We start from the raw sequence: 20,743 nt of genomic DNA, 5'->3' as shown, positions 1-20,743 counted from the left end.
GATAGTCATTTTGAGAAAATTTCCAGCAATCGTGGCGCTATCTTGTCCAGTGGGCGAACTTCCACAGCCGCGTCGATGGCCGCGGCCGCCTTCGGCATGCCATACACCGCACTACTTTGTTGGTCCTGAGCGATGGTCAGGTAGCCCTGTTGGCGCATGAGTCTAAGTCCTTGCGCGCCGTCGCGCCCCATACCGGTCAGCAGAACGCCCACGGCGTCGCCGCTCCAGTAACTGGCCACACTCTCGAAAAACACATCGATCGAAGGCCGATAGATCTCGTTGACCGGTTCGGCGGTGTAGGCCAGCGTGCCGTTTTTCAGCAAGCGAATATGATGGTTGGTCCCGGCCAGCAGGACCGTGCCGCTTCGTGGCGGTTCGCCTTCCTGGGCCAGGCGCACGTTCAGGCCACTGGCGCTGGCCAGCCATTCGGCCATGCCGGCGGCGAACACCTGATCCACATGCTGGACCAGCACGATGGCCGCCGAAAAATCTCGTGGCAGGCCCTTGAGCAGCACTTCCAGCGCCGCCGGCCCGCCAGCGGATGAACCGATGGCCACCAAATGCTGGCGCGAGGACGAGTGGCGGTGCGAGCTCGGTGCCGATCGCACCCGATTGCTATGATCGCCGATCAGCCAACCAATGTTCATGATCTTGCGCAGCAGCGGTGCGGCGGCGTCCTGAGGATTGCCGCCCCCGATAGCCGGGGTATCGACCACGTCCAGCGCGCCGTAACCCATGGCTTCGAACACCCGGTGCACGTTCTGCTCGCGGTCGACAGTGACAATGACTATCGCGCACGGGGTCTCGGCCATGATTCGCCGGGTCGCTTCCACACCGTCCATCAACGGCATGATCAAATCCATCAGGATCAGATCCGGAGTGTATTCGGCGCAACGTTGCACCGCCTCGGCCCCATTGCCGGCGACCCAGACCACCTCGTGCGCCGGTTCGAACGCCAAAGCGCGGCGCAATGCCTCTACGGCCATGGGCATGTCGTTGACGATGGCGATTTTCATGCCCGCGCGCCTCCAATGAGCTCAACCACTGCATCCAGCAAAGCGTCGTCATGAAAACTCGCTTTGGCTAGATAATAGTCGGCTCCGGCGTCCAGGCCACGGCGGCGGTCTTCTTCGCGGTCCTTGTAGGACACCACCATCACCGGCAGCGATTGCAGGCGGTTATCGCGACGCAATAAAGACACCAGCTCGATGCCATCCATGCGCGGCATGTCGATGTCGGTGATCAGCAGATCGAAATCCTCCGAACGCAGGGCGTTCCAGCCATCCATACCGTCCACCGCCACGGCGACGTCATAGCCGCGATTGAGCAGCAATTTGCGCTGCAACTCACGAACAGTCAGCGAGTCGTCGACCACCAGAATCCGTTTACGCGCTGCTTCGACGGCCTGATTGGCATGCCGGGCAATGCGCTCCAGACGCCCGGTGTTGAGTAGTTTGTCCACCGAACGCAGCATGTCTTCGACGTCGACGATCAACACCACCGAGCCGTCGTCGAGCAAGGCTCCGGCAGAAATGTCCTGCACCTTGCCCAGGCGCTCGTCCAGCGGCAGCACCACCAACGTCCGCTCGCCGATAAACCGCTCGACCGCCACTCCGTAGATCGCCTCGCGTTCGCGGATGACCACGACTTTGAGGGTCTGCGCGCTGTTCTGGCTCGCCGGGCGATGCAACAGTTGACTGGCGGCGACCAGCCCGACATGCCGGCCTTCGTGCCAGAAGTGCTGCCGGCCTTCGACCTGCACGATATCCTCCGGCGCCAGGTCGCACATGCGCTCGATGTGTGCCAGCGGGAAGGCATACGCCTCGTCACCGACTTCCACCACCAGGCTGCGCACCACCGACAGCGTCAGCGGTACTTGGAGATGAAAGCGACTGCCCTCACCCGCCGTCTGCTCCAGCACCACGGCGCCGCGCAATTGGCGAACCATGTGCTGAACCGCATCCAGCCCGACGCCGCGCCCGGAGACTTCAGTGACGGAGTCACGCAGGCTGAAACCCGGCAGAAACAGGAACGTCAGCAGCTCCTCTTCGCTCAACTGAGCGGCGGTTTCGGCTGGGGATAACTGCCGTTCGACGATGTTGCGACGGAGTTTTTCCAGATCGACGCCATTGCCATCATCGCTGAGTTCCAACACCAGCAGACCGGCTTGATGGGACGCGCGCAAACGGATCAGGCCTTCCTCCGGTTTACCGGCCAATAGCCGTTGTTCCCGGGTTTCGATGCCGTGATCCACCGCATTACGCAGCAGGTGCGTCAGCGGCGCTTCGAGTTTTTCCAGTACGTCGCGGTCGACTTGAGTCTTGTCGCCCTCGATCTCCAGCCGCACCTGTTTGCCAAGGTCGCGGCCGAGATCGCGGACCATGCGCACTTGCCCGCTCAGCACGTCGGCGAACGGCCGCATGCGACAGGCCAGCGCCGTGTCATACAACACCTGCGCACGCTGGCTGGCATGCCAGGCGAACTCATCGAGCTCGGCGTTCTTTTCCGCCAGCAATTGCTGGGACTCCGCCAGTAACCGACGGGCATCGCCCAAGGCTTCCTGGGCTTCGAGGCTCAAGGCATGGTCCTTGAGATGGACGTTAAGGTTTTCCAGCGCCCGCAGGCCGTTGCTCTGCATGCGTTTGAGGCGCTGCATGGTGGCCAGATGCGGCTTGAGCCGCTGGGTTTCCACCAGGGATTTACTCGACAGGTCGAGCAGGCTGTTCAAGCGCTCGGCCGTGACGCGTAATACGCGTTCGCCACTTTCGGTGGAGCGTTTAGCCATGAGCGCTGGTTCGACGGGCGTTGCCGGGGGAGCTTCGTTGGTGGCCGACATGGGCGGCTCAACCTTGGGCGTCGGCGGTTCCAGCTGAAGTTCTGCCATCGGCGGCGTCATGGGACCTGTGGCCGCCATGTGATCAAGCAGCCGTCCCATCAAGACGACGTAAGCGTCGATATCCGCAGGCGCCGGAGCGTTGCTCGGCGTCGCAATTCGCATCAGCAGATCGGTGCCTTGCAACAATGCATCAATGTGTTCGGGCCGCAGGTACAGGCGCCCTTCCTGGGCGCTGACCAGGTAATCTTCCATCACATGGGCGACGCTGACCCCGGCATCGACACCGACAATCCGCGCCGCGCCCTTGAGCGAATGGGCCGCGCGCATGCATGACTCAAGGTAATCGGCCTGGGTCGGATCACGCTCAAGCGCCAGCAGACCTGCGCTCAGTACCAGGGTCTGGGCCTCGGCTTCGAGGCTGAACAGTTCCAGCAAAGAGGCGTCACGCATTTGCTCGGGGGTCATGTGAGGCTCCGGGTCACGGCGGACAGCAGCTGTTCTTCATCCAGCCAACGCAGGCTGCGACCTTTGAATTGCAAGACGCCACGGGTGTACTTGGCGCTGGCCTGGGTACCGGACTGAGACGCCGCATCGAGAATGCGCTCGTCGATGGCATGAATCCCGTCGACCTCGTCCACCGGCACCACCACTGGCCCGCCGTGAGCGGCAATGATCAGCATCCGCGGCATCACCCGTGCGCCGGATGCCGCGCCACTGGTGGCGTCGAGCCCCAGCAGTTCCACCAGCGACAGGCACGCCACCAAGGCACCGCGCACATTCGCCACACCGAGCAACGCCCGGGAGCGCTGATGCGGCAACGAGTGAATCGCCTGCAGCGGCGCCACTTCGACCAGGCTGCGAGTGGCCAGGCCCAGCCATTCTTCGCCGAGGCGAAACATCAGCAGCGAGCGGGTTTTCACATCGCTCCCGGCCACTGTGGAAACTTGCTCGCGGTCGTCCTGCTGCAAGGCATAGCGGTCGAGCAAGCGTGTGGCGGCAGCCGAATACACCGCACAGTTGCGGCAATGAATGTGCTCGCTCAGCAATGGGCAGGACTTGTCGCCGTGAATACCGATGCGGTTCCAGCAGTCGTCGATGGCCTGGGCATCTTCATGGGTGACGCTCAAGGTATCGGCGGCGTTCATCGTTTACGCTCACTGTCAGCGGCGCGCTCGCTGCGGGCGGCGCGGGCCTGTAATCGTCTGGCACCGGCCGTGTCGCCCTGGGACTGCAGCAAGGCGGCCAGGTGCATCAACGCGTCGGGGTGTTGCGGTTCGAGGTACAACGCCTTGCGATAAAAACCCTGGGCCTCGAGAGCGCTGCCGGCGACATCGCTGAGCAGGCCCAACCAATAGAACACCTGCGCCACCGGCTCGTGACTGCGCAAATAACTGTCGCACGCGGCGCGGGCCTCAGCGCTTTTGCCTTCATTGGCCAGCGCGGCGATGTTCGCCAGCAGCGTGGCGGCGTCTGAAGGGGTAGCGTCCGAAGGAGTGGCGGCGACCTGAGGCATAGGCACCACCGTCGCGAAAGGCCGACTGCGCGCTGGCGGTGGTGTCACGCTTCGCACAGGTTGTTGCACCGGAAGCGGCAGCGGCGTCGGCACGAAGGTCGCGAGCGGTTCGGGCGCACTTTGACGACTGAAGGCAAACGACTGCGGGATGCCGATCGAGCGCATGCCGAAACGCCCCAGCAGACTGCCCTCCGCCGGGCCGATAAACAGCACGCCGTCGACGTGGGTCAGGCGCTTGAGCACTTCGAACACTTGCTGCTGGGTCGGCTGGTCGAAATAGATCAGCAAATTGCGGCAGAACACGAAGTCATAAGGTGGCTCACTGGCTAGCAAGGCCGGATCCAGCAGATTGCCGACCTGCAAACGCACTTGCTCAATCACGCGCCCGCTGAGGCGATAGTTGTCATTTTCAGCCATGAAATGCCGCTCGCGGAAGTCGATGTCCTGACCACGAAACGAATTCTTGCCATACAGCGCGAGCCTGGCCTTTTCCACCGACAGCGGGCTGACATCCATGCCGTCGACCTTGAACTGGTGCGGCGCCAACCCGGCATCGAGCAATGCCATGGCGATGGAGTACGGTTCTTCGCCGGTGGAACACGGCAGGCTGAGAATCCGCAGGGCGCGCATGTTATTGATCGCCGCCAGACGTTTGGCCGCCAGTTTCGCCAGTGTGGCGAAGGATTCCGGGTAACGGAAAAACCAGGTCTCGGGGACGATCACCGCTTCGATCAGCGCCTGTTGTTCGTCGCGCGAGCCCAGCAAAGAGTGCCAGTACTCATCAGTCGTTAGCGCCCGAGCTGCCGTGCAGCGCTGGCGCACCGCGCGTTCGATGATCGCCGGGCCGACCGAGCCCACATCCAGGCCAATACGTTCTTTGAGGAAATCGAAAAACCTTTGATCGCTGCTCATCCCTGCTCCTCAAACTGCGCCAGGTCCAACGGCGGCGAGGGAAACAACAAGGCGCGGACCTGTTCGTCGAGCAAATCGGCAACCCGCACCCATTGCAGTAAACCCTGGGCATCTTCGCGCACCGGCCCGAGGTACGGCGCCTGGCGATTGTCCAGGCCATAAGGCTGAAAGTCCGCCGGGTTGCAGCGCAACGTATCGGTAGCCTGTTCCAGAATCAGCCCGAGCAATTGCGCAGGCGTCGCCTCATCCGGCCGATAGTGCACCAGCACCAGCCGCGTGCTGGTGCGGGCCTGAGCCGGTTGGCCGAACGTCAGGGCGCAGAGGTCGATCACCGGCACCACCGCGCCGCGATAGGCGAACACCCCCGCCACCCAGTCCGGCGCCCGGGGAATGGGTTTCAACGGCAAATGCGGCAGCACTTCGGCCACCTCGATAGCCTGCAAGGCGTAACGCTCGTTGCCGATGCGGAACACCAGAAACAACGACTGTTTCACCGGCATCACCGCGCCGCGTTTGACCGCGAGCTCGCTCATCAGACTTTGAATCGCGAGACGCCGCCACGCAGCCCCACGGCCACCTGGCTCAGTTCATCGATGGCGAAACTGGCCTGACGCAGGGACTCGACGGTCTGGCTGCTGGCATCGCCCAACTGCACCAACGCGTGGTTGATCTGCTCGGCGCCGGTGGCCTGGGCCTGCATGCCTTCATTGACCATCAACACCCGGGGTGCCAGCGCTTGAACCTGATGGATGATCTGCGACAACTGCTCGCCCACCGACTGCACCTCGGACATGCCACGACGCACTTCTTCGGAAAACTTGTCCATGCCCATGACCCCGGCCGATACCGCCGACTGGATCTCGCGCACCATCTGCTCGATGTCGTAGGTGGCCACAGCGGTCTGGTCCGCCAGGCGCCGCACTTCGGTAGCGACCACGGCAAACCCGCGGCCATATTCACCGGCCTTCTCGGCTTCGATCGCAGCGTTCAGGGACAACAGGTTGGTCTGGTCGGCGACTTTTACGATGGTCACCACCACCTGATTGATGTTGCCGGCCTTCTCGTTGAGGATCGCCAGTTTGGCGTTCACCAGATCTGCCGCGCCCATCACCGAGTGCATGGTGTCTTCCATGCGCGCCAGGCCTTGTTGACCGGAACCGGCCAGCACCGAAGCCTGATCGGCGGCGGTGGAGACTTCGGTCATGGTGCGCACCAGATCCCGCGAGGTGGCGGCGATTTCCCGCGATGTCGCACCGATTTCGGTGGTGGTGGCAGCGGTTTCGGTGGCCGTGGCCTGCTGCTGCTTGGATGTCGCGGCGATTTCCGTGACCGACGTGGTGACCTGCACCGAGGAGCGCTGGGCCTGGGACACCAGCGAGGTGAGCTCGGTCATCATGTCGTTGAAGCCGGTTTCCACCGCGCCGAACTCGTCCTTGCGATCAAGATCCAGACGACTGCTGAGATCGCCGGTGCGCATGATTTCGAGGATATCGACGATGCGATTCATCGGCGCCATGATCGCGCGCATCAGCAGCAAGCCGCAGAGACTGGCCACGATGATCGCCACCAGCAACGAGACGCCCATGCTGATTTTCGCGGCTGTCACTGCGTCACTGATGGCTAGCGTGTCTACTTCAGACATCTCGTGATTGCGCTCGATGAGGCTGTTCAACTGTTTGCGCCCATTGACCCAGGCCGGGGTGAGCTTTTGCTCCAGGGCAATACGCGCTTGCTCGTACTCTTTGCGCTGATAGAGATCGAGGACATTCGCCATTTCTTTATTGAAGGTCTGATGACGCGCTTCGAACTCGTCGAAGATGGCTTGATCGTCCGGTTTGAAAATGGTCTTGCGGTAGTTGACCATCTGCTCGCTCAAGCGCTCTTCGAAGCTCTTGTACATGGCCTGGTCGGCAGAGGTCATTTCGCGACGTCCGGAAAGGCCCACAATCTGCTGGGTCAGATTGTAACTGTCGACCCAGGCACCGCGCATCATCGAGCTGAAATACACCCCGGGAACCGAATCGGTTCGGACCCTTTCTGCGCTGGCATCGATTTTCATCAGCCGGGAAAAGGACACCACGACCATCAACAGCATGATCGCGATAATTACCGCAAAGCTCGCCAAAATGCGTTGGCGCAACGTCCAGTTCTTCACAGTCAGTCCTCGGTGCGGTTCAAATTGCGAGGGAGTATAGCCGAGGGCCTGTGGGAGCGGGCTTGCTCGCGAAGAACGATAACGCCGTGTTCCTGACGAACCAAAAATCTGTTGCCTGACACACCGCCTTCGCGGGCAAGCCTCGCTCCTACGGGTCAGCGTCGTGTTCGACAATTCACTGTAGGAGCGAGGCTTGCCCGCGAAGGCGCCCTGAAGACTTACACCGAAGCCTGCCGCACCTGCTTCTCCAGCTCTGCCTTCAACCCCGGCTCCAGCTTCAACTGCCGCGCCAGCTCATCAAGGTAGGACTTCTCCATGAAGTTCTCCTCATCCACCAGCATCACACTGGCGATGTACATCTCAGCCGCCATTTCCGGGGTGCTGGCGGCACGGGCGACGTCGGTCGGGTCCAGCGGCTTGTTGAGTTCGGCGTGCAGCCAGTGTTGCAGCTCCTGATCATTGTCGAGCTTGCTGAACTCGCCTTCGATCAATTGACGCTCACGCTCATCGACATGACCGTCAGCCTTGGCCGCGGCGACCAACGCCTTGAGGATCGCCTGGCTGTGTTGCTCGACCTGGGCCGCTGGCAAGCGGTCGATAGTTTGCGGTTCGGTTGTGGCTGCGGTGCCCTGCTGGGCCTGCCAGTTGCCGTACGCCTTGTAGGCAATCACGCCCAATGCCGCGAGACCGCCGTAGATCGCCACTTTGCCGCCGACCTTGCGCACCTTCTTGTTGCCGAGCAACAGCCCCATGGCGCCAGCCGCCAGAGCACCGCCGCCGGCGCCGGATAGCACACTGCCGAGGCCGCCCGAACCACTGGAGCCTTTGAGCAAACCGCCCAAACCACCGCTGGACGCTTTGTTCTGGATACCGCCGGCCTTGTTCTGCAACAGGTCCTGACCGGATTTGAGTAGTTGATCGAGCAATCCACGAGTGTTCATTTTGCTGCCTCCACGAATTCGGGTTAACCGGATCTTTAAGGCCCCCAGCCTAGATCGAAAGTGCCCGACATCTCTCCATGAGAGTGCTTCCAGATGTTGCTCACTGTCAGGTAAACCGGCGGAAACGCATCCACACAATCTATTTCATCGAATGCAGCCTTTGAGATTTGTCGACCGTGAAACCGCGCACTAGGCTGGATAAATCCATAAGACAGCCCGGCCTCAATCTGCCTCTCACAAAGCGCACTAAGCTAATAACAAGCCACTCACGGCGCATCACCCCGTTCAACACCGCCCCGACCATAATTTAAAGAAGAGGGTTCACCATGCTTGTGCACAAGACCGCACTGCTCAGTGCAATCACCACGGCGTTTCTGGCCAGCACCAGCCTGCAGGCCGCCGAACCGCTGAAAGCCGTCGGCGCCGGCGAAGGTCAGCTGGATATCGTTGCTTGGCCTGGTTATATCGAACGGGGTGAAACCGACAAGGCCTACGACTGGGTCAGCGTTTTCGAGAAAGAAACCGGCTGCAAGGTCAACGTCAAGACCGCCGGCACGTCCGATGAAATGGTCACCCTGATGGCCAAGGGCGGTTACGACCTGGTGACGGCGTCCGGCGATGCCTCTCTGCGCCTGATCGCCGGTAAACGTGTGCAGCCGATCAACACCGCACTGATCCCCAACTGGAAGAATCTCGATCCGCGCTTGAAGGATGCACCGTGGTATGTGGTCAACAAGCAGACTTACGGCACCCCCTATCAATGGGGTCCGAACGTGCTGATGTACAACACCAACGTGTTCAAGCAACCGCCAACCAGCTGGAGCGTGATATTCGACGCGCAAAACCTGCCCGACGGCAAACCCAACAAAGGTCGGGTGCAAGCCTACGACGGGCCGATCTACATCGCCGACGCCGCGCTGTATCTCAAGACCGCCAAGCCGGAACTGGGTATCCAGAACCCCTACGAGCTAACCGAAGCCCAGTACAAGGCCGTGCTCGATCTCCTGCGCGCCCAGCAAAAGTTGATCCATCGCTACTGGCACGACACCACTGTGCAAATGAGTGACTTCAAGAACGAAGGCGTGGTGGCGTCCAGCGCCTGGCCCTATCAGGTCAACGGCCTGATGAACGAGAAACAGCCAGTCGCCTCGACCATCCCGAAAGAAGGCGCCACCGGGTGGGCCGACACCACCATGCTGCACGCCGAGGCCAAGCACCCGAACTGCGCCTACAAGTGGATGGACTGGTCGCTCACGCCGAAAGTCCAGGGTGATGTGTCTGCCTGGTTCGGTTCGCTGCCGGCGGTCCCGGAGGCGTGTAAGGCAAGCGAACTGCTGGGCGCCGAAGGTTGCAAGACCAACGGTTTCGACCAGTTCGAGAAGATTGCCTTCTGGAAAACCCCGCAGGCTGAAGGTGGCAAGTTCGTGCCTTATAGCCGCTGGACCCAGGATTACATTGCGATTATGGGTGGGCGTTAAGCCCTCCTTGAGGTCAAAAGAAAGATCAAAAGATCGCAGCCTTCGGCAGCTCCTACGCCGACGGCATGCACCGCAAATATGGCGTCTTCTGCGCATCCCGTAGGAGCTGCCGAAGGCTGCGATCTTTTAACGGAACACCCGACTCAATTGATAGAAAGCGCGCCTTTTCGGAGCTCCGCACCATGACGCTTGCAGTCCAGTTCACCAACGTTTCCCGTCAGTTCGGCGAAGTGAAGGCCGTTGACCGGGTTTCTATCGATATCCAGGACGGCGAGTTCTTTTCCCTGCTGGGCCCTTCCGGTTCGGGCAAAACCACCTGTCTGCGTCTGATCGCCGGTTTCGAACAACCGAGCACTGGCTCCATCCGCATTCATGGCGCCGAGGCGGCCGGGCGGCCGCCATATCAGCGTGACGTGAACACTGTGTTCCAGGATTACGCGCTGTTCCCGCACATGAACGTACTCGACAACGTCGCCTACGGATTGAAAGTCAAAGGCGTCGGCAAGTCCGAACGCCAAAAACGCGCCGAAGAAGCCCTCGACATGGTCGCTCTCGGCGGCTACGGCGAGCGCAAACCGGTGCAACTCTCCGGCGGCCAACGTCAGCGTGTGGCCCTGGCCCGCGCATTGGTCAATCGCCCTCGCGTGTTGCTGCTCGACGAGCCCTTGGGCGCACTCGATCTGAAACTGCGCGAGCAAATGCAAGGCGAGTTGAAGAAGCTGCAACGCCAGCTCGGCATCACCTTTATCTTCGTCACTCACGATCAGACCGAAGCGCTGTCGATGTCCGACCGCGTGGCCGTGTTCAACAAGGGCCGCATCGAACAGGTCGACACACCGCGCAACCTGTACATGAAGCCGGCGACCACTTTCGTCGCTGAATTCGTCGGCACTTCCAACGTGATTCGCGGCGATCTTGCGCAGCAGTTGAGCGGCAATCCACAGCCCTTTTCGATCCGCCCGGAACATGTACGTTTCGCCGAAGGCCCGCTGGCCAGCCATGAAATCGAAGTCAGCGGCCTACTGCACGACATCCAGTACCAAGGCAGCGCCACCCGCTATGAACTGAAACTGGAAAACGGCCAGACCTTGAATATCAGCCAGGCCAACGTCCAGTGGCTGGACGTCAGCACACAACATCAACCCGGACAACGCATCAGCGCTCGTTGGGCGCGCGAGGCGATGATCCCGCTGCACGACAATGTTGTGGGCGGGGTGTGAGATGAACAGCGTGACCGCTCCTCAACCCCCGGCCAGCGGCTCGCCGTTGCGCCGGTTTTCGAACTTGCTGTACCGCCGACCGAACCTGTATCTGTCGCTGCTGCTGGTGCCGCCGCTGCTGTGGTTCGGTGCGATCTACCTCGGCTCGCTGTTGACGTTGTTGTGGCAAGGCTTCTACACCTTCGATGACTTCACCATGGCGGTCACGCCCGACCTGACCCTGGCGAATTTCACCGCACTGTTCCAGCCGTCGAACTTCGACATCATCCTGCGCACCCTGAGCATGGCCATCGTCGTGTCGATCGCCAGTGCAATCGTGGCGTTCCCGATCGCCTACTACATGGCGCGCTACACCAGCGGCAAGACCAAGGCGTTTTTCTACATCGCGGTGATGATGCCGATGTGGGCCAGTTACATCGTCAAGGCCTACGCCTGGACCTTGCTGCTGGCCAAGGGCGGCGTGGCCCAGTGGTTCGTTCAGCACTTGGGGCTGGAGCCGGTGTTGCAGTTGGTGCTCGGGATTCCGGGCGTCGGCGGCAGCACCTTGTCGACCTCGCATCTGGGGCGGTTCATGGTATTCGTCTACATCTGGCTGCCGTTCATGATCCTGCCGATTCAGGCTTCACTTGAACGCCTGCCGCCGTCCTTGCTGCAAGCCTCGGCCGACCTCGGCGCCAAGCCGCGTCAGACCTTCATGCAAGTGATTCTGCCGCTGTCGATTCCGGGCATCGCCGCCGGTTCGATCTTCACCTTTTCGTTGACCCTGGGCGACTTCATCGTGCCGCAACTGGTGGGCCCGCCGGGCTACTTCATCGGCAGCATGGTCTACGCCCAGCAAGGAGCGATCGGCAATATGCCGATGGCGGCGGCCTTCACCTTGGTGCCGATCGTGCTGATCGCCATTTACCTGTCCATCGTCAAACGTCTGGGGGCTTTCGATGCGCTCTGATGCTTCATCTCAAGATCGGGCATCCCTGGGCTTGCGCATCGCCGCCTGGGGCGGGTTGATGTTCTTGCACTTCCCGATCCTGATCATCTTCCTCTACGCCTTCAACACCGAAGACGCCGCGTTCAGCTTTCCGCCCAAGGGCTTCACCCTGAAGTGGATCGGCGTGGCGTTCTCCCGGCCCGACGTGCTGGAAGCGATCAAGCTGTCGTTGCAAATCGCGGCCGTCGCCACATTGATTGCGATGGTCCTCGGCACCCTTGCATCGGCGGCGTTGTACCGACGGGATTTCTTCGGTAAGCAAGGCATCTCGCTAATGCTGATCCTGCCGATTGCCCTGCCCGGGATCATCACAGGCATCGCGCTGCTGGCGACCTTCAAGACCTTGGGGATTGAGCCGGGGATGTTCACCATCATCGTCGGCCATGCGACCTTCTGCGTGGTGATCGTCTACAACAACGTCATCGCCCGCTTGCGCCGCACTTCATACAGTTTGATCGAAGCCTCGATGGATCTCGGCGCCGACGGTTGGCAGACCTTCCGCTACATCGTCCTGCCGAACCTCGGCTCGGCGTTGCTCGCTGGCGGCATGCTGGCGTTCGCCCTGTCGTTCGACGAAATCATCGTCACCACCTTCACCGCCGGCCACGAACGCACCTTGCCGCTGTGGCTGCTCAATCAGCTCAGCCGCCCACGGGACGTGCCGGTGACCAACGTCGTCGCGATGCTGGTGATGATGGTGACCATGTTACCGATTCTCGGCGCCTACTACCTGACCCGTGGTGGCGAAAGCGTTGCGGGCAGTGGCGGGAAATAACGGACAACTCATTCCCGATGTGGAAACCGAATCCAGTGGGAGCGGGCTTGCCCGCGATAGCGGTCTTACAGTCGACATTTCTGTTGAATGTCAGTCAGTCATCGCGGGCAAGCCCGCTCCCACAGGGGGCCGGTTTCAGCAGGAAAACAAAAGCAGCTTCGAAGAGGACATAGCCATGCAAACCAAACTCTTGATCAACGGCCAACTCGTCAATGGCGACGGCCCCGCCCAAGCCGTGTTCAACCCGGCCCTCGGCCGTGTGCTGGTAGAAATCAACGAAGCCAGCGAAGCCCAGATCGACGCCGCCGTGCGGGCCGCCGACAACGCCTTCGAAACCTGGTCGCAAACCACGCCGAAAGAACGCTCGTTGCTGCTGCTCAAACTCGCCGACATCATCGAAGCCCGTGGCGAAGAGCTGGCCAAACTGGAGTCGGACAACTGCGGCAAACCCTACAGCGCCGCGCTGAACGACGAGATTCCAGCGATTGCCGACGTGTTCCGTTTTTTCGCCGGCGCCAGCCGTTGCATGAGCGGTGCGCTGGGGGGTGAATACCTGCCCGGCCATACCTCGATGATCCGCCGCGATCCGGTGGGCGTGATTGCCTCCATCGCGCCGTGGAACTACCCGCTGATGATGGTCGCCTGGAAGATCGCCCCGGCCCTGGCTGCCGGTAATACCGTGGTGCTCAAGCCGTCGGAACAAACCCCGCTGACCGCCCTGCGCCTGGCAGAACTGGCGTCGGAAATCTTCCCGGCAGGTGTGCTTAACCTGGTAGTCGGTCGTGGTCCTACGGTCGGCACCCCATTGGTCACTCACCCGAAAGTGCGCATGGTGTCGCTGACCGGCTCTATCGCCACTGGCTCGAACATCATTTCCAGCACCGCCGGCAACGTCAAACGCATGCACATGGAACTGGGCGGCAAGGCGCCGGTGATCATCTTCGACGATGCCGACATCGACGTCGCCGTGGAAGGCATTCGCACCTTCGGTTTCTACAACGCCGGCCAGGACTGCACCGCCGCCTGCCGTATTTACGCGCAAGCAGGCATCTACGACCAGTTCGTCGAGAAGCTCGGTGCGGCCGTCAGCAGTATCAAGTACGGCTTACAGGACGATCCATCGACGGAGCTGGGCCCTCTGATCAGCGCACAACATCGCGACCGCGTGACCGGATTGGTCGAGCGTGCCATGGCGCAACCGCACATTCGTTTGATCACTGGTGGCAAAGCGGTGGAAGGCAACGGTTTCTTCTTTGAACCGACGGTGCTGGCCGACGTGCAACAGGACGACGAGATCGTGCGCCGCGAAGTGTTCGGGCCGGTAGTGTCGGTCACCCAATTCACCGATGAAGCCCAAGCACTCGCCTGGGCCAACGATTCAGACTATGGCCTTGCGTCGTCAGTCTGGACCGCGGACGTCGGCCGCGCGCATCGCCTGTCTGCTCGCCTGCAGTACGGCTGCACCTGGGTGAACACCCACTTCATGCTAGTCAGCGAAATGCCTCACGGCGGTCAGAAACTGTCCGGTTATGGGAAAGACATGTCGATGTATGGGTTGGAGGATTACACCGTTGTAAGGCATGTGATGTTCAAGCATTAAAAGCTTTGCGGGCAAGTCGGATCGCCGCACCGCTCGCTCCTACAGGTTTTGTGTCGATCAAACGACGAACCCTGTAGGAGCGAGGCTTGCCCGCGAAGGCCTCACCGCACAACCAAGGCAGACACCGGTGGCTTAACTCCGTAAAAGCCAAATGGCTCTCACGGTAACCACCTCCGCTCAAAACCGCGAAACACTCCTCATCGCATCCACCAGATACCGCATCGCAATCCGGTCACTCTCCGACAACTCGCGATACCGCTCCACCAACTTCAACTCCTCCGAACTGAGCCGACGCCTTCGCCGACCAGTGGCCAGGCAGGGGAATATTCCTAATATTTCAGTGATGCCTTGTACTTTCGACATGGACGATGTCCTTCTATACGTCAGAGAAAACTTCAAAACCGCATCGCCCTATCACTTTCAGCGGCCACCTTGTGCCTGCTGAACCTACCGGCCTGAAGGGCCGAAACCGGTCATGCCCCATAGAATAGAAATTAAATCGGCGCTGAAAAGCGTTTTTAGAGTAATTAGTCGAAAAAAGCAGATATGCCCTATAAATCAGAAAGTGCTGTGAGAAACGTTACCTGACATGTCTTGTTTCATTGCCGCTCTGTCGCTGTGCCATCAATCATTTTTGCTCTGCAACCGAACGGTTTAAGCTATTTGGCATCTGTTCTAAAGTCCGTTGCGTTTGGCCAAGGCATGTCCGAACCGTTATTTCTGATCCAGTACGTGCCAGGAACGGCGCGGGATTGTTCACGACAGGTTGTACTTATGCACCGCAGGAATTTGCTCAAAGCCTCCATGGCCATCGCGGCTTACACCGGTCTCTCGGCCACTGGCCTGTTGGCGGCGAACGCCTGGGCCGGTAGCGGCGCTGCTGATGGCGATGCTGTGGCGTTCGACTTCGAAGCGCTGAAGAACCAGGCCAAACAGCTCGCCGGCAAGCCCTGGCAAGACACCAAGCAGGTGCTGCCGCCGACGCTGGCGACCATGACGCCGCAGAACTTCAACGCGATCCGCTACGACGGCAATCACTCGCTGTGGAAGGACTTGAAAGGTCAGCTGGACGTACAGTTTTTCCACGTCGGCATGGGTTTCAAGCAGCCAGTGCGCATGTACAGCGTCGATCCCAAGACTCGGTTGGCGCGCGAGGTGCATTTCCGCCCGTCGCTGTTCAACTACGAAAAAACCACTGTTGACACTAAACAGCTCAAAGGCGATCTGGGTTTCTCCGGGTTCAAGCTGTTCAAGGCCCCGGAGCTGGATCAGCACGACGTGTTGTCCTTCCTCGGCGCCAGCTATTTCCGCGCGGTAGATGCCACCGGCCAGTACGGTTTGTCGGCCCGCGGCCTGGCGATCGATACGTACGCCAAGAAGCGCGAAGAATTCCCGGACTTCACCAAGTTCTGGTTCGAGACCCCGGACAAGGACAGCACCCGCTTCGTGGTTTATGCCTTGCTCGACTCGCCGAGCGCCACCGGCGCCTACCGTTTTGACATCGATTGCCAGGCCGAGCGTGTGGTGATGGAAGTCGACGCCCACGTCAATGCCCGCACCGCCATCGAGCAGTTGGGCATCGCGCCGATGACCAGCATGTTCAGCTGCGGCACCCATGAGCGGCGCATGTGCGACACGATCCACCCGCAAATCCACGACTCCGATCGCTTGGCGATGTGGCGCGGAAATGGCGAGTGGATCTGCCGCCCGCTGAATAACCCGGCCACCCTGCAATTCAATGCCTTTGCCGACACCGATCCGAAAGGCTTTGGTCTGGTGCAGACCGATCACGAGTTCGCCAATTATCAGGACACCGTCGACTGGTACAGCAAACGCCCGAGCTTGTGGGTAGAACCTACAACCGCGTGGGGCGAAGGCTCTATCGATTTACTGGAAATTCCTACAACCGGCGAAACCCTGGATAACATCGTTGCATTCTGGACGCCGAAAAAACCGGTCGCAGCCGGGGACTCCCTCAACTACGGCTACAAGCTCTACTGGAGCGCTCTGCCGCCGGTGAGCACGCCGCTGGCGCGGGTCAACGCGACTCGTTCGGGCATGGGAGGCTTCATTGAAGGCTGGGCGCCGGGCGAGCATTACCCACCAGTCTGGGCGCGACGCTTTGCCGTGGACTTCACCGGTGGTGGTCTGGACCGCTTGCCCGCAGGCGCGGGGATCGAGCCGGTGGTGACCTGCTCGAACGGCGAAGTGAAGGACTTCAATGTGTTGGTGCTGGATGACATCAAGGGCTACCGCATTACTTTCGACTGGTACCCGACCAATGACAGCGTGGCTCCGGTGGAGCTGCGGTTGTTCATTCGCACCAATGACCGGACGTTGAGTGAAACCTGGTTGTACCAGTATTTCCCGCCAGCGCCGGAGAAGCGTAAGTACACCTGACGGTAAGTGGGCGCCTGAACCGGCCCCTTCGCGGGCAAGCCCGCTCCCACAGTGATGGGGGTGTTCACAAAATTTGTGTACGCCGCCGATCCTTGTGGGAGCGGGCTTGCCCGCGAAGGCGGCAGGACAGACGACAAACCTCTCGGCACAAAAATGCAAAAGCCCCGATCAACACGACCGGGGCTTTTTTTTACAGCAACATTCAATCACGCAAATCCGATTCATGAATCGGCTGGTCACGATGGGTAGCCCGATGATATTGCGCTGGCCAGATAGCTTTGTGCCCGCCCAGATCGTCATCGGCATGCAGCGGCCAATACGGATCACGCAACAACTCCCGGGCGAGGAAGATGATGTCGGCCTGACAGGTACGCAGAATGTGCTCGGCCTGGGCCGGTTCGGTGATCATTCCTACAGTACCGGTGGCAATGCCTGACTCCTTGCGTACGCGCTCGGCAAAACGCGTCTGATAACCGGGGCCTGTAGGAATCTCGGCGTTAACCGCCGTACCACCCGATGAGACATCGATCAGGTCCACGCCCAGATCTTTGAGGCGTCGCGCCAGCTCTACGGTTTCATCGGGGTTCCAGCCATCCTCCACCCAATCGGTGGCGGACACCCGCACAAACACCGGTAATTCTTCAGGCCACACCGCACGCACCGCTTCGGTGACTTGCAGCACCAGCCGAATCCGATTCTCGAACGAACCGCCGTACTGATCGCGCCGCTGATTGCTCAGGGGCGAAAGAAATTGGTGCAACAGGTAACCGTGGGCGGCGTGTACTTCGACCACTTTGAAACCGGCGGTCAGTGCCCGTTTGGCCGAATCGACGAAGGCCCGGATAACGTCAGCGATCTCGCCCTCATCGAGCTGCTTCGGTGGTGTGTGCTGTGGGTCGAAAGCGATCGGCGAAGGACCGACCGGGATCCAGCCGCCGTCTTCCGGCTTGATGCTGCCATGCTTGCCGAGCCACGGCCGATGCGTGCTGGCCTTGCGCCCGGCGTGGGCCAACTGGATGCCGGCAACGGCGCCTTGGGCGGCGATGAAGCGCGTAATACGCTGCAAGGGTTCGATCTGTTGATCATTCCAGAGGCCAAGGTCCTGGGCGGTGATACGCCCGTCGGCGGTGACCGCCGTGGCTTCGGTGAATACCAGACCAGCGCCGCCGATAGCGCGGCTACCGAGGTGGACCAGATGCCAGTCATTGGCCAGCCCATCGACGCTGGAGTACTGGCACATCGGTGACACCGCAATGCGGTTAAGCAGGGTCAATTGACGAAGGGTATAGGGTTCAAGCAGCAGACTCATGGGGCACCTCTCGTATCAGTGGGCAGGCTCCAGGGTTCTGTTTGAATAGTCGACGAGTGACAGGAAAAAGGGTGCAGCACCCGCCCCCGCGGGCAAAAAATTCGACAAGACGTCACAAGGATAATCAAGCAGTGCTTAGAGCCTAGTCGACATCGGGGGATGAGGGAGGGTTCCGAGGGATTCGGTGAGGGGAAATTGCTTTCGCGGGCAAGCCTCGCTCCTACAAGTTATGCACAGTCTGTAGGAGCGAGGCTTGCCCGCGAAGGGCTTAACGCGGTTCGATGTGGGCAATCATCAACTGCACGGTCTCGTTCCCCCGGAACTCGTTGAGGTCGAGTTTGTAGGCCAATTCAACCCACTTGATGGTCGGATTCGGCCAGATATCACGGTCGATACCGAAGGCAATGCCGTCCAGCTTCACCGAACCGCATTCACTTCTCAGCACTACTTTGAGGTGCCGCTCACCCACAACACGCTGCTCGACCAACTGGAACACACCATGAAACAGCGGCTCCGGGAAGTGTTGCCCCCAAGGCCCGGCATGGCGCAGGGCGCGGGCCAGTTCCAGGTGGAACTCTTCGACCGCCAATGTGCCGTCCGACAACAGGCGCCCGGTCAGGTCTTCTTCGCGCATTTGCCTACGCACTTCAGCGTCGAAGGCCTCGGCAAACAACGGAAAATTCGCTTCCGGCAACGTCAGGCCGGCCGCCATGGCGTGGCCGCCGTATTTGCTGATCAGGTTCGGATGCTGCGCCGCGACCACGCTCAAGGCATCGCGAATGTGAAAGCCCTGAACCGAACGCCCCGAGCCCTTGAGCAGGCCATCGCCAGCATCGGCAAAGGCAATGGTCGGACGGAAATAGCGCTCTTTCATACGCGACGCGAGGATTCCGATGACGCCCTGGTGCCACTCGGGATCGAACAGACACAGGCCAAACGGCATCGATTCCACCGGCAAATCCTTGAGCTGGGCCAGCGCCTCACGCTGCATGCCCTGCTCGATGGATTTGCGGTCCTGGTTCATGCCATCCAGCTGAGCGGCCATTTCACGGGCAGCGCCGGCGTCATCGGTGAGCAGGCATTCGATGCCCAGGCTCATGTCATCCAGACGCCCCGCCGCGTTCAGACGTGGGCCGAGGATGAAGCCCAGATCGGTGGAGGTAATGCGCGAATGGTCGCGCTTGGCCACTTCAAGGATCGCCTTGATACCCGGCCGCGCGCGCCCGGCGCGAATCCGCTCCAGCCCCTGATGCACCAGAATCCGGTTGTTGGCATCCAGCGGCACCACGTCGGCGACGCTGCCCAGCGCCACCAGGTCCAGCAGTTCGCCAATGTTCGGCTGCGGCTTGCTCTCGTACCAACCCAGGCTGCGCAAGCGCGCACGCAGCGCCATCAGCACATAGAAGATCACCCCGACACCGGCCAGGGCTTTGCTCGGGAACTCGCAACCCGGCTGGTTCGGATTGACGATGGCATCGGCCAACGGCAGTTCATCGCCGGGCAAGTGGTGATCGGTGACCAGCACCTTGAGCCCGGCCTTTTTCGCCGCAGCCACGCCTTCGACGCTGGAGATGCCGTTGTCCACGGTGATCAGCAGTTGCGGCTCGCGGGTCAGCGCCACTTCGACGATCTCCGGCGTCAGGCCATAGCCGTACTCGAACCGGTTCGGCACCAGATAATCGACATGCGCCGCGCCCAATAGGCGCAACCCCAGCATGCCCACGGTACTGGCCGTCGCACCATCGGCGTCGAAGTCGCCGACGATCAGAATCCGCTGACGTTGCTCCAGAGCCGTCACCAGCAAATCCACCGCCGCATCGATACCTTTGAGTTGCTGGTAGGGAATCAGCCGCGCCAGGCTCTTGTCCAGTTCAGCCTCGGACTGCACGCCCCGCGCTGCGTAAAGGCGAGTCAGCAGCGGTGGAATATCACCGAGGAATGGCAGGGTGTCGGGCAACAGGCGAGGTTCGATGCGCATGGGGTGACAGGTGCTTCTCTTGAATACGTAGGATAAAACCGGGTAACGCGGTTCAGCGGCGAATAATCAGCCGCGTTCACCGCTCAGCCATTGCAACTGGACTTCGTGCTGGCCACGGTCGTCGGTGACGAAAATCGTTCCTTCGCTGATCATCACATCCCACTTGATAACGCGCGGCATGTCCTTGGCCAAGGTTTCCAGGATTTCCTGGGGCACAGCGGCGATGTGAACGTTTTTCAGGTTTTTGATCGCCGGGATCACTTTGGTTTCCCAGACACGCAGGCTGCCGTAAGCCAGCAGGCTGGTGCGCTCGGTGCGGCGCGAGCACCAGGTCAGGCGATCGGCGTCTGGCTGGCCGACTTCGATCCAGTGCAGGACACGATCATCCAGGCTCTTTTCCCACAGTGCCGGCTCATCCACGTCTGACAGACCGCGACCGAAGGACAACTGCTCGTTGTACCAGAAGGCGTAGGCCAGCAGCCGCACGGTCATGCGCTCTTCGGTTTCCGAAGGATGACGGGCGATGGTCTGCTTCACGCTCTCGTAGACGCTGCGGTCGAGGTCGGTGAGGTTCAGTTCAAACTTGTAGGTCGTGGACGGCTGGGCCATGAGCGGGCTTCTTGATACGAGGAAAGGCG

At 60.7% G+C, this 20,743-nt stretch carries 17 protein-coding genes; 6 read left to right on the top strand and 11 right to left on the bottom strand.

Annotated elements, in window-relative coordinates:
- Positions 1-5: 5 nt before the first annotated feature.
- The 7 genes from cheB to TU81_RS04555 form a co-directional block, all read right to left on the bottom strand.
- Positions 6-1,016: a chemotaxis response regulator protein-glutamate methylesterase gene (gene cheB, locus TU81_RS04585; RefSeq protein ID WP_038979113.1), complete on the bottom strand. Its 1,011-nt coding sequence runs from the start codon at positions 1,014-1,016 to the stop codon at positions 6-8.
- Positions 1,013-3,301 (bottom strand): hybrid sensor histidine kinase/response regulator, encoded by a 2,289-nt coding sequence (locus tag TU81_RS04580; RefSeq protein WP_048393728.1) that lies wholly within the window; start codon positions 3,299-3,301, stop codon positions 1,013-1,015. The genes cheB and TU81_RS04580 overlap by 4 nt, the downstream gene beginning before the upstream one ends.
- Positions 3,298-3,981 (bottom strand): chemotaxis protein CheW, encoded by a 684-nt coding sequence (locus tag TU81_RS04575; RefSeq protein WP_048393726.1) that lies wholly within the window; start codon positions 3,979-3,981, stop codon positions 3,298-3,300. The genes TU81_RS04580 and TU81_RS04575 overlap by 4 nt, the downstream gene beginning before the upstream one ends.
- Positions 3,978-5,261 carry a CheR family methyltransferase gene (locus TU81_RS04570; protein WP_048393725.1) on the bottom strand — a complete coding sequence of 428 codons (1,284 nt, stop codon included), beginning with the start codon at positions 5,259-5,261 and terminating at the stop codon, positions 3,978-3,980. The genes TU81_RS04575 and TU81_RS04570 overlap by 4 nt, the downstream gene beginning before the upstream one ends.
- Positions 5,258-5,794: a chemotaxis protein CheW gene (locus TU81_RS04565; RefSeq protein WP_038979109.1), complete on the bottom strand. Its 537-nt coding sequence runs from the start codon at positions 5,792-5,794 to the stop codon at positions 5,258-5,260. The genes TU81_RS04570 and TU81_RS04565 overlap by 4 nt, the downstream gene beginning before the upstream one ends.
- On the bottom strand, positions 5,794-7,416 hold the full coding sequence (locus tag TU81_RS04560; protein WP_048393723.1) for a methyl-accepting chemotaxis protein: 1,623 nt from the start codon (positions 7,414-7,416) through the stop codon (positions 5,794-5,796). Before TU81_RS04560 ends, TU81_RS04565 begins: the two co-directional genes overlap by 1 nt.
- A gap of 218 nt (positions 7,417-7,634) precedes the next feature.
- Positions 7,635-8,357, bottom strand: coding sequence for a tellurite resistance TerB family protein (locus TU81_RS04555; RefSeq protein WP_038979107.1), 723 nt, complete (start codon positions 8,355-8,357; stop codon positions 7,635-7,637).
- 326 nt (positions 8,358-8,683) lie between these two features.
- Here TU81_RS04555 and ydcS point away from each other — a divergent pair, with 326 nt between their 5' ends.
- From ydcS to TU81_RS04530, 5 genes are all read left to right on the top strand, one after another.
- Positions 8,684-9,835 carry a putative ABC transporter substrate-binding protein YdcS gene (gene ydcS, locus TU81_RS04550; RefSeq protein ID WP_038979106.1) on the top strand — a complete coding sequence of 384 codons (1,152 nt, stop codon included), beginning with the start codon at positions 8,684-8,686 and terminating at the stop codon, positions 9,833-9,835.
- A 182-nt stretch (positions 9,836-10,017) separates the two neighbouring features.
- Entirely contained in the window at positions 10,018-11,055 is a 1,038-nt protein-coding gene (locus tag TU81_RS04545; protein WP_048393720.1) for an ABC transporter ATP-binding protein, read from the top strand.
- A gap of 1 nt (position 11,056) precedes the next feature.
- Positions 11,057-12,004 carry an ABC transporter permease gene (locus TU81_RS04540; protein WP_048393718.1) on the top strand — a complete coding sequence of 316 codons (948 nt, stop codon included), beginning with the start codon at positions 11,057-11,059 and terminating at the stop codon, positions 12,002-12,004.
- Complete coding sequence (locus tag TU81_RS04535) at positions 11,994-12,818, top strand: ABC transporter permease (RefSeq protein WP_048393715.1); 825 nt, start codon at positions 11,994-11,996, stop codon at positions 12,816-12,818. Before TU81_RS04540 ends, TU81_RS04535 begins: the two co-directional genes overlap by 11 nt.
- A 175-nt stretch (positions 12,819-12,993) precedes the next feature.
- Positions 12,994-14,418: a gamma-aminobutyraldehyde dehydrogenase gene (locus tag TU81_RS04530; protein WP_048393713.1), complete on the top strand. Its 1,425-nt coding sequence runs from the start codon at positions 12,994-12,996 to the stop codon at positions 14,416-14,418.
- A 177-nt stretch (positions 14,419-14,595) separates the two neighbouring features.
- On the opposite strand, the gene TU81_RS04525 is transcribed toward TU81_RS04530, so the two are convergent.
- Complete coding sequence (locus TU81_RS04525) at positions 14,596-14,781, bottom strand: hypothetical protein (protein WP_038979098.1); 186 nt, start codon at positions 14,779-14,781, stop codon at positions 14,596-14,598.
- Between the two features lie 411 nt (positions 14,782-15,192).
- On the opposite strand from TU81_RS04525, the gene TU81_RS04520 reads away from it, so the two are divergent.
- Entirely contained in the window at positions 15,193-16,818 is a 1,626-nt protein-coding gene (locus tag TU81_RS04520; protein ID WP_048393710.1) for a glucan biosynthesis protein D, read from the top strand.
- Positions 16,819-17,020: 202 nt separating this feature from the next.
- On the opposite strand, the gene TU81_RS04515 is transcribed toward TU81_RS04520, so the two are convergent.
- From TU81_RS04515 to TU81_RS04505, 3 genes are all read right to left on the bottom strand, one after another.
- A complete protein-coding gene (locus tag TU81_RS04515) occupies positions 17,021-18,127 on the bottom strand; it encodes an NADH:flavin oxidoreductase/NADH oxidase (RefSeq protein ID WP_038979096.1) in 1,107 nt (368 codons plus the stop codon).
- A gap of 268 nt (positions 18,128-18,395) precedes the next feature.
- Complete coding sequence (recJ, locus tag TU81_RS04510) at positions 18,396-20,105, bottom strand: single-stranded-DNA-specific exonuclease RecJ (protein WP_038979095.1); 1,710 nt, start codon at positions 20,103-20,105, stop codon at positions 18,396-18,398.
- 66 nt (positions 20,106-20,171) lie between these two features.
- Positions 20,172-20,714: a YaeQ family protein gene (locus tag TU81_RS04505; RefSeq protein ID WP_028623872.1), complete on the bottom strand. Its 543-nt coding sequence runs from the start codon at positions 20,712-20,714 to the stop codon at positions 20,172-20,174.
- Positions 20,715-20,743 lie beyond the last annotated feature (29 nt).

Origin of the sequence: Pseudomonas lini (genome assembly GCF_001042905.1) — a bacterium.
GTDB lineage: Bacteria > Pseudomonadota > Gammaproteobacteria > Pseudomonadales > Pseudomonadaceae > Aquipseudomonas > Aquipseudomonas lini.
The sequence above is the reverse complement of the archived record's forward strand: the minus strand, read 5'-3'. Positions and strand labels throughout refer to the sequence as shown.

Bases quoted from the DNA above. Each gene is read 5' to 3' on its own strand.
- cheB (WP_038979113.1), bottom strand. From the start codon at position 1,016: ATGAAAATCGCCATCGTCAACGACATGCCCATGGCCGTAGAGGCATTG.
- TU81_RS04580 (WP_048393728.1), bottom strand. From the start codon at position 3,301: ATGACCCCCGAGCAAATGCGTGACGCCTCTTTGCTGGAACTGTTCAGC.
- TU81_RS04575 (WP_048393726.1), bottom strand. From the start codon at position 3,981: ATGAACGCCGCCGATACCTTGAGCGTCACCCATGAAGATGCCCAGGCC.
- TU81_RS04570 (WP_048393725.1), bottom strand. From the start codon at position 5,261: ATGAGCAGCGATCAAAGGTTTTTCGATTTCCTCAAAGAACGTATTGGC.
- TU81_RS04565 (WP_038979109.1), bottom strand. From the start codon at position 5,794: ATGAGCGAGCTCGCGGTCAAACGCGGCGCGGTGATGCCGGTGAAACAG.
- TU81_RS04555 (WP_038979107.1), bottom strand. From the start codon at position 8,357: ATGAACACTCGTGGATTGCTCGATCAACTACTCAAATCCGGTCAGGAC.
- ydcS (WP_038979106.1), top strand. From the start codon at position 8,684: ATGCTTGTGCACAAGACCGCACTGCTCAGTGCAATCACCACGGCGTTT.
- TU81_RS04545 (WP_048393720.1), top strand. From the start codon at position 10,018: ATGACGCTTGCAGTCCAGTTCACCAACGTTTCCCGTCAGTTCGGCGAA.
- TU81_RS04540 (WP_048393718.1), top strand. From the start codon at position 11,057: ATGAACAGCGTGACCGCTCCTCAACCCCCGGCCAGCGGCTCGCCGTTG.
- TU81_RS04535 (WP_048393715.1), top strand. From the start codon at position 11,994: ATGCGCTCTGATGCTTCATCTCAAGATCGGGCATCCCTGGGCTTGCGC.
- TU81_RS04530 (WP_048393713.1), top strand. From the start codon at position 12,994: ATGCAAACCAAACTCTTGATCAACGGCCAACTCGTCAATGGCGACGGC.
- TU81_RS04525 (WP_038979098.1), bottom strand. From the start codon at position 14,781: ATGTCGAAAGTACAAGGCATCACTGAAATATTAGGAATATTCCCCTGC.
- TU81_RS04520 (WP_048393710.1), top strand. From the start codon at position 15,193: ATGCACCGCAGGAATTTGCTCAAAGCCTCCATGGCCATCGCGGCTTAC.
- TU81_RS04515 (WP_038979096.1), bottom strand. From the start codon at position 18,127: ATGAGTCTGCTGCTTGAACCCTATACCCTTCGTCAATTGACCCTGCTT.
- recJ (WP_038979095.1), bottom strand. From the start codon at position 20,105: ATGCGCATCGAACCTCGCCTGTTGCCCGACACCCTGCCATTCCTCGGT.
- TU81_RS04505 (WP_028623872.1), bottom strand. From the start codon at position 20,714: ATGGCCCAGCCGTCCACGACCTACAAGTTTGAACTGAACCTCACCGAC.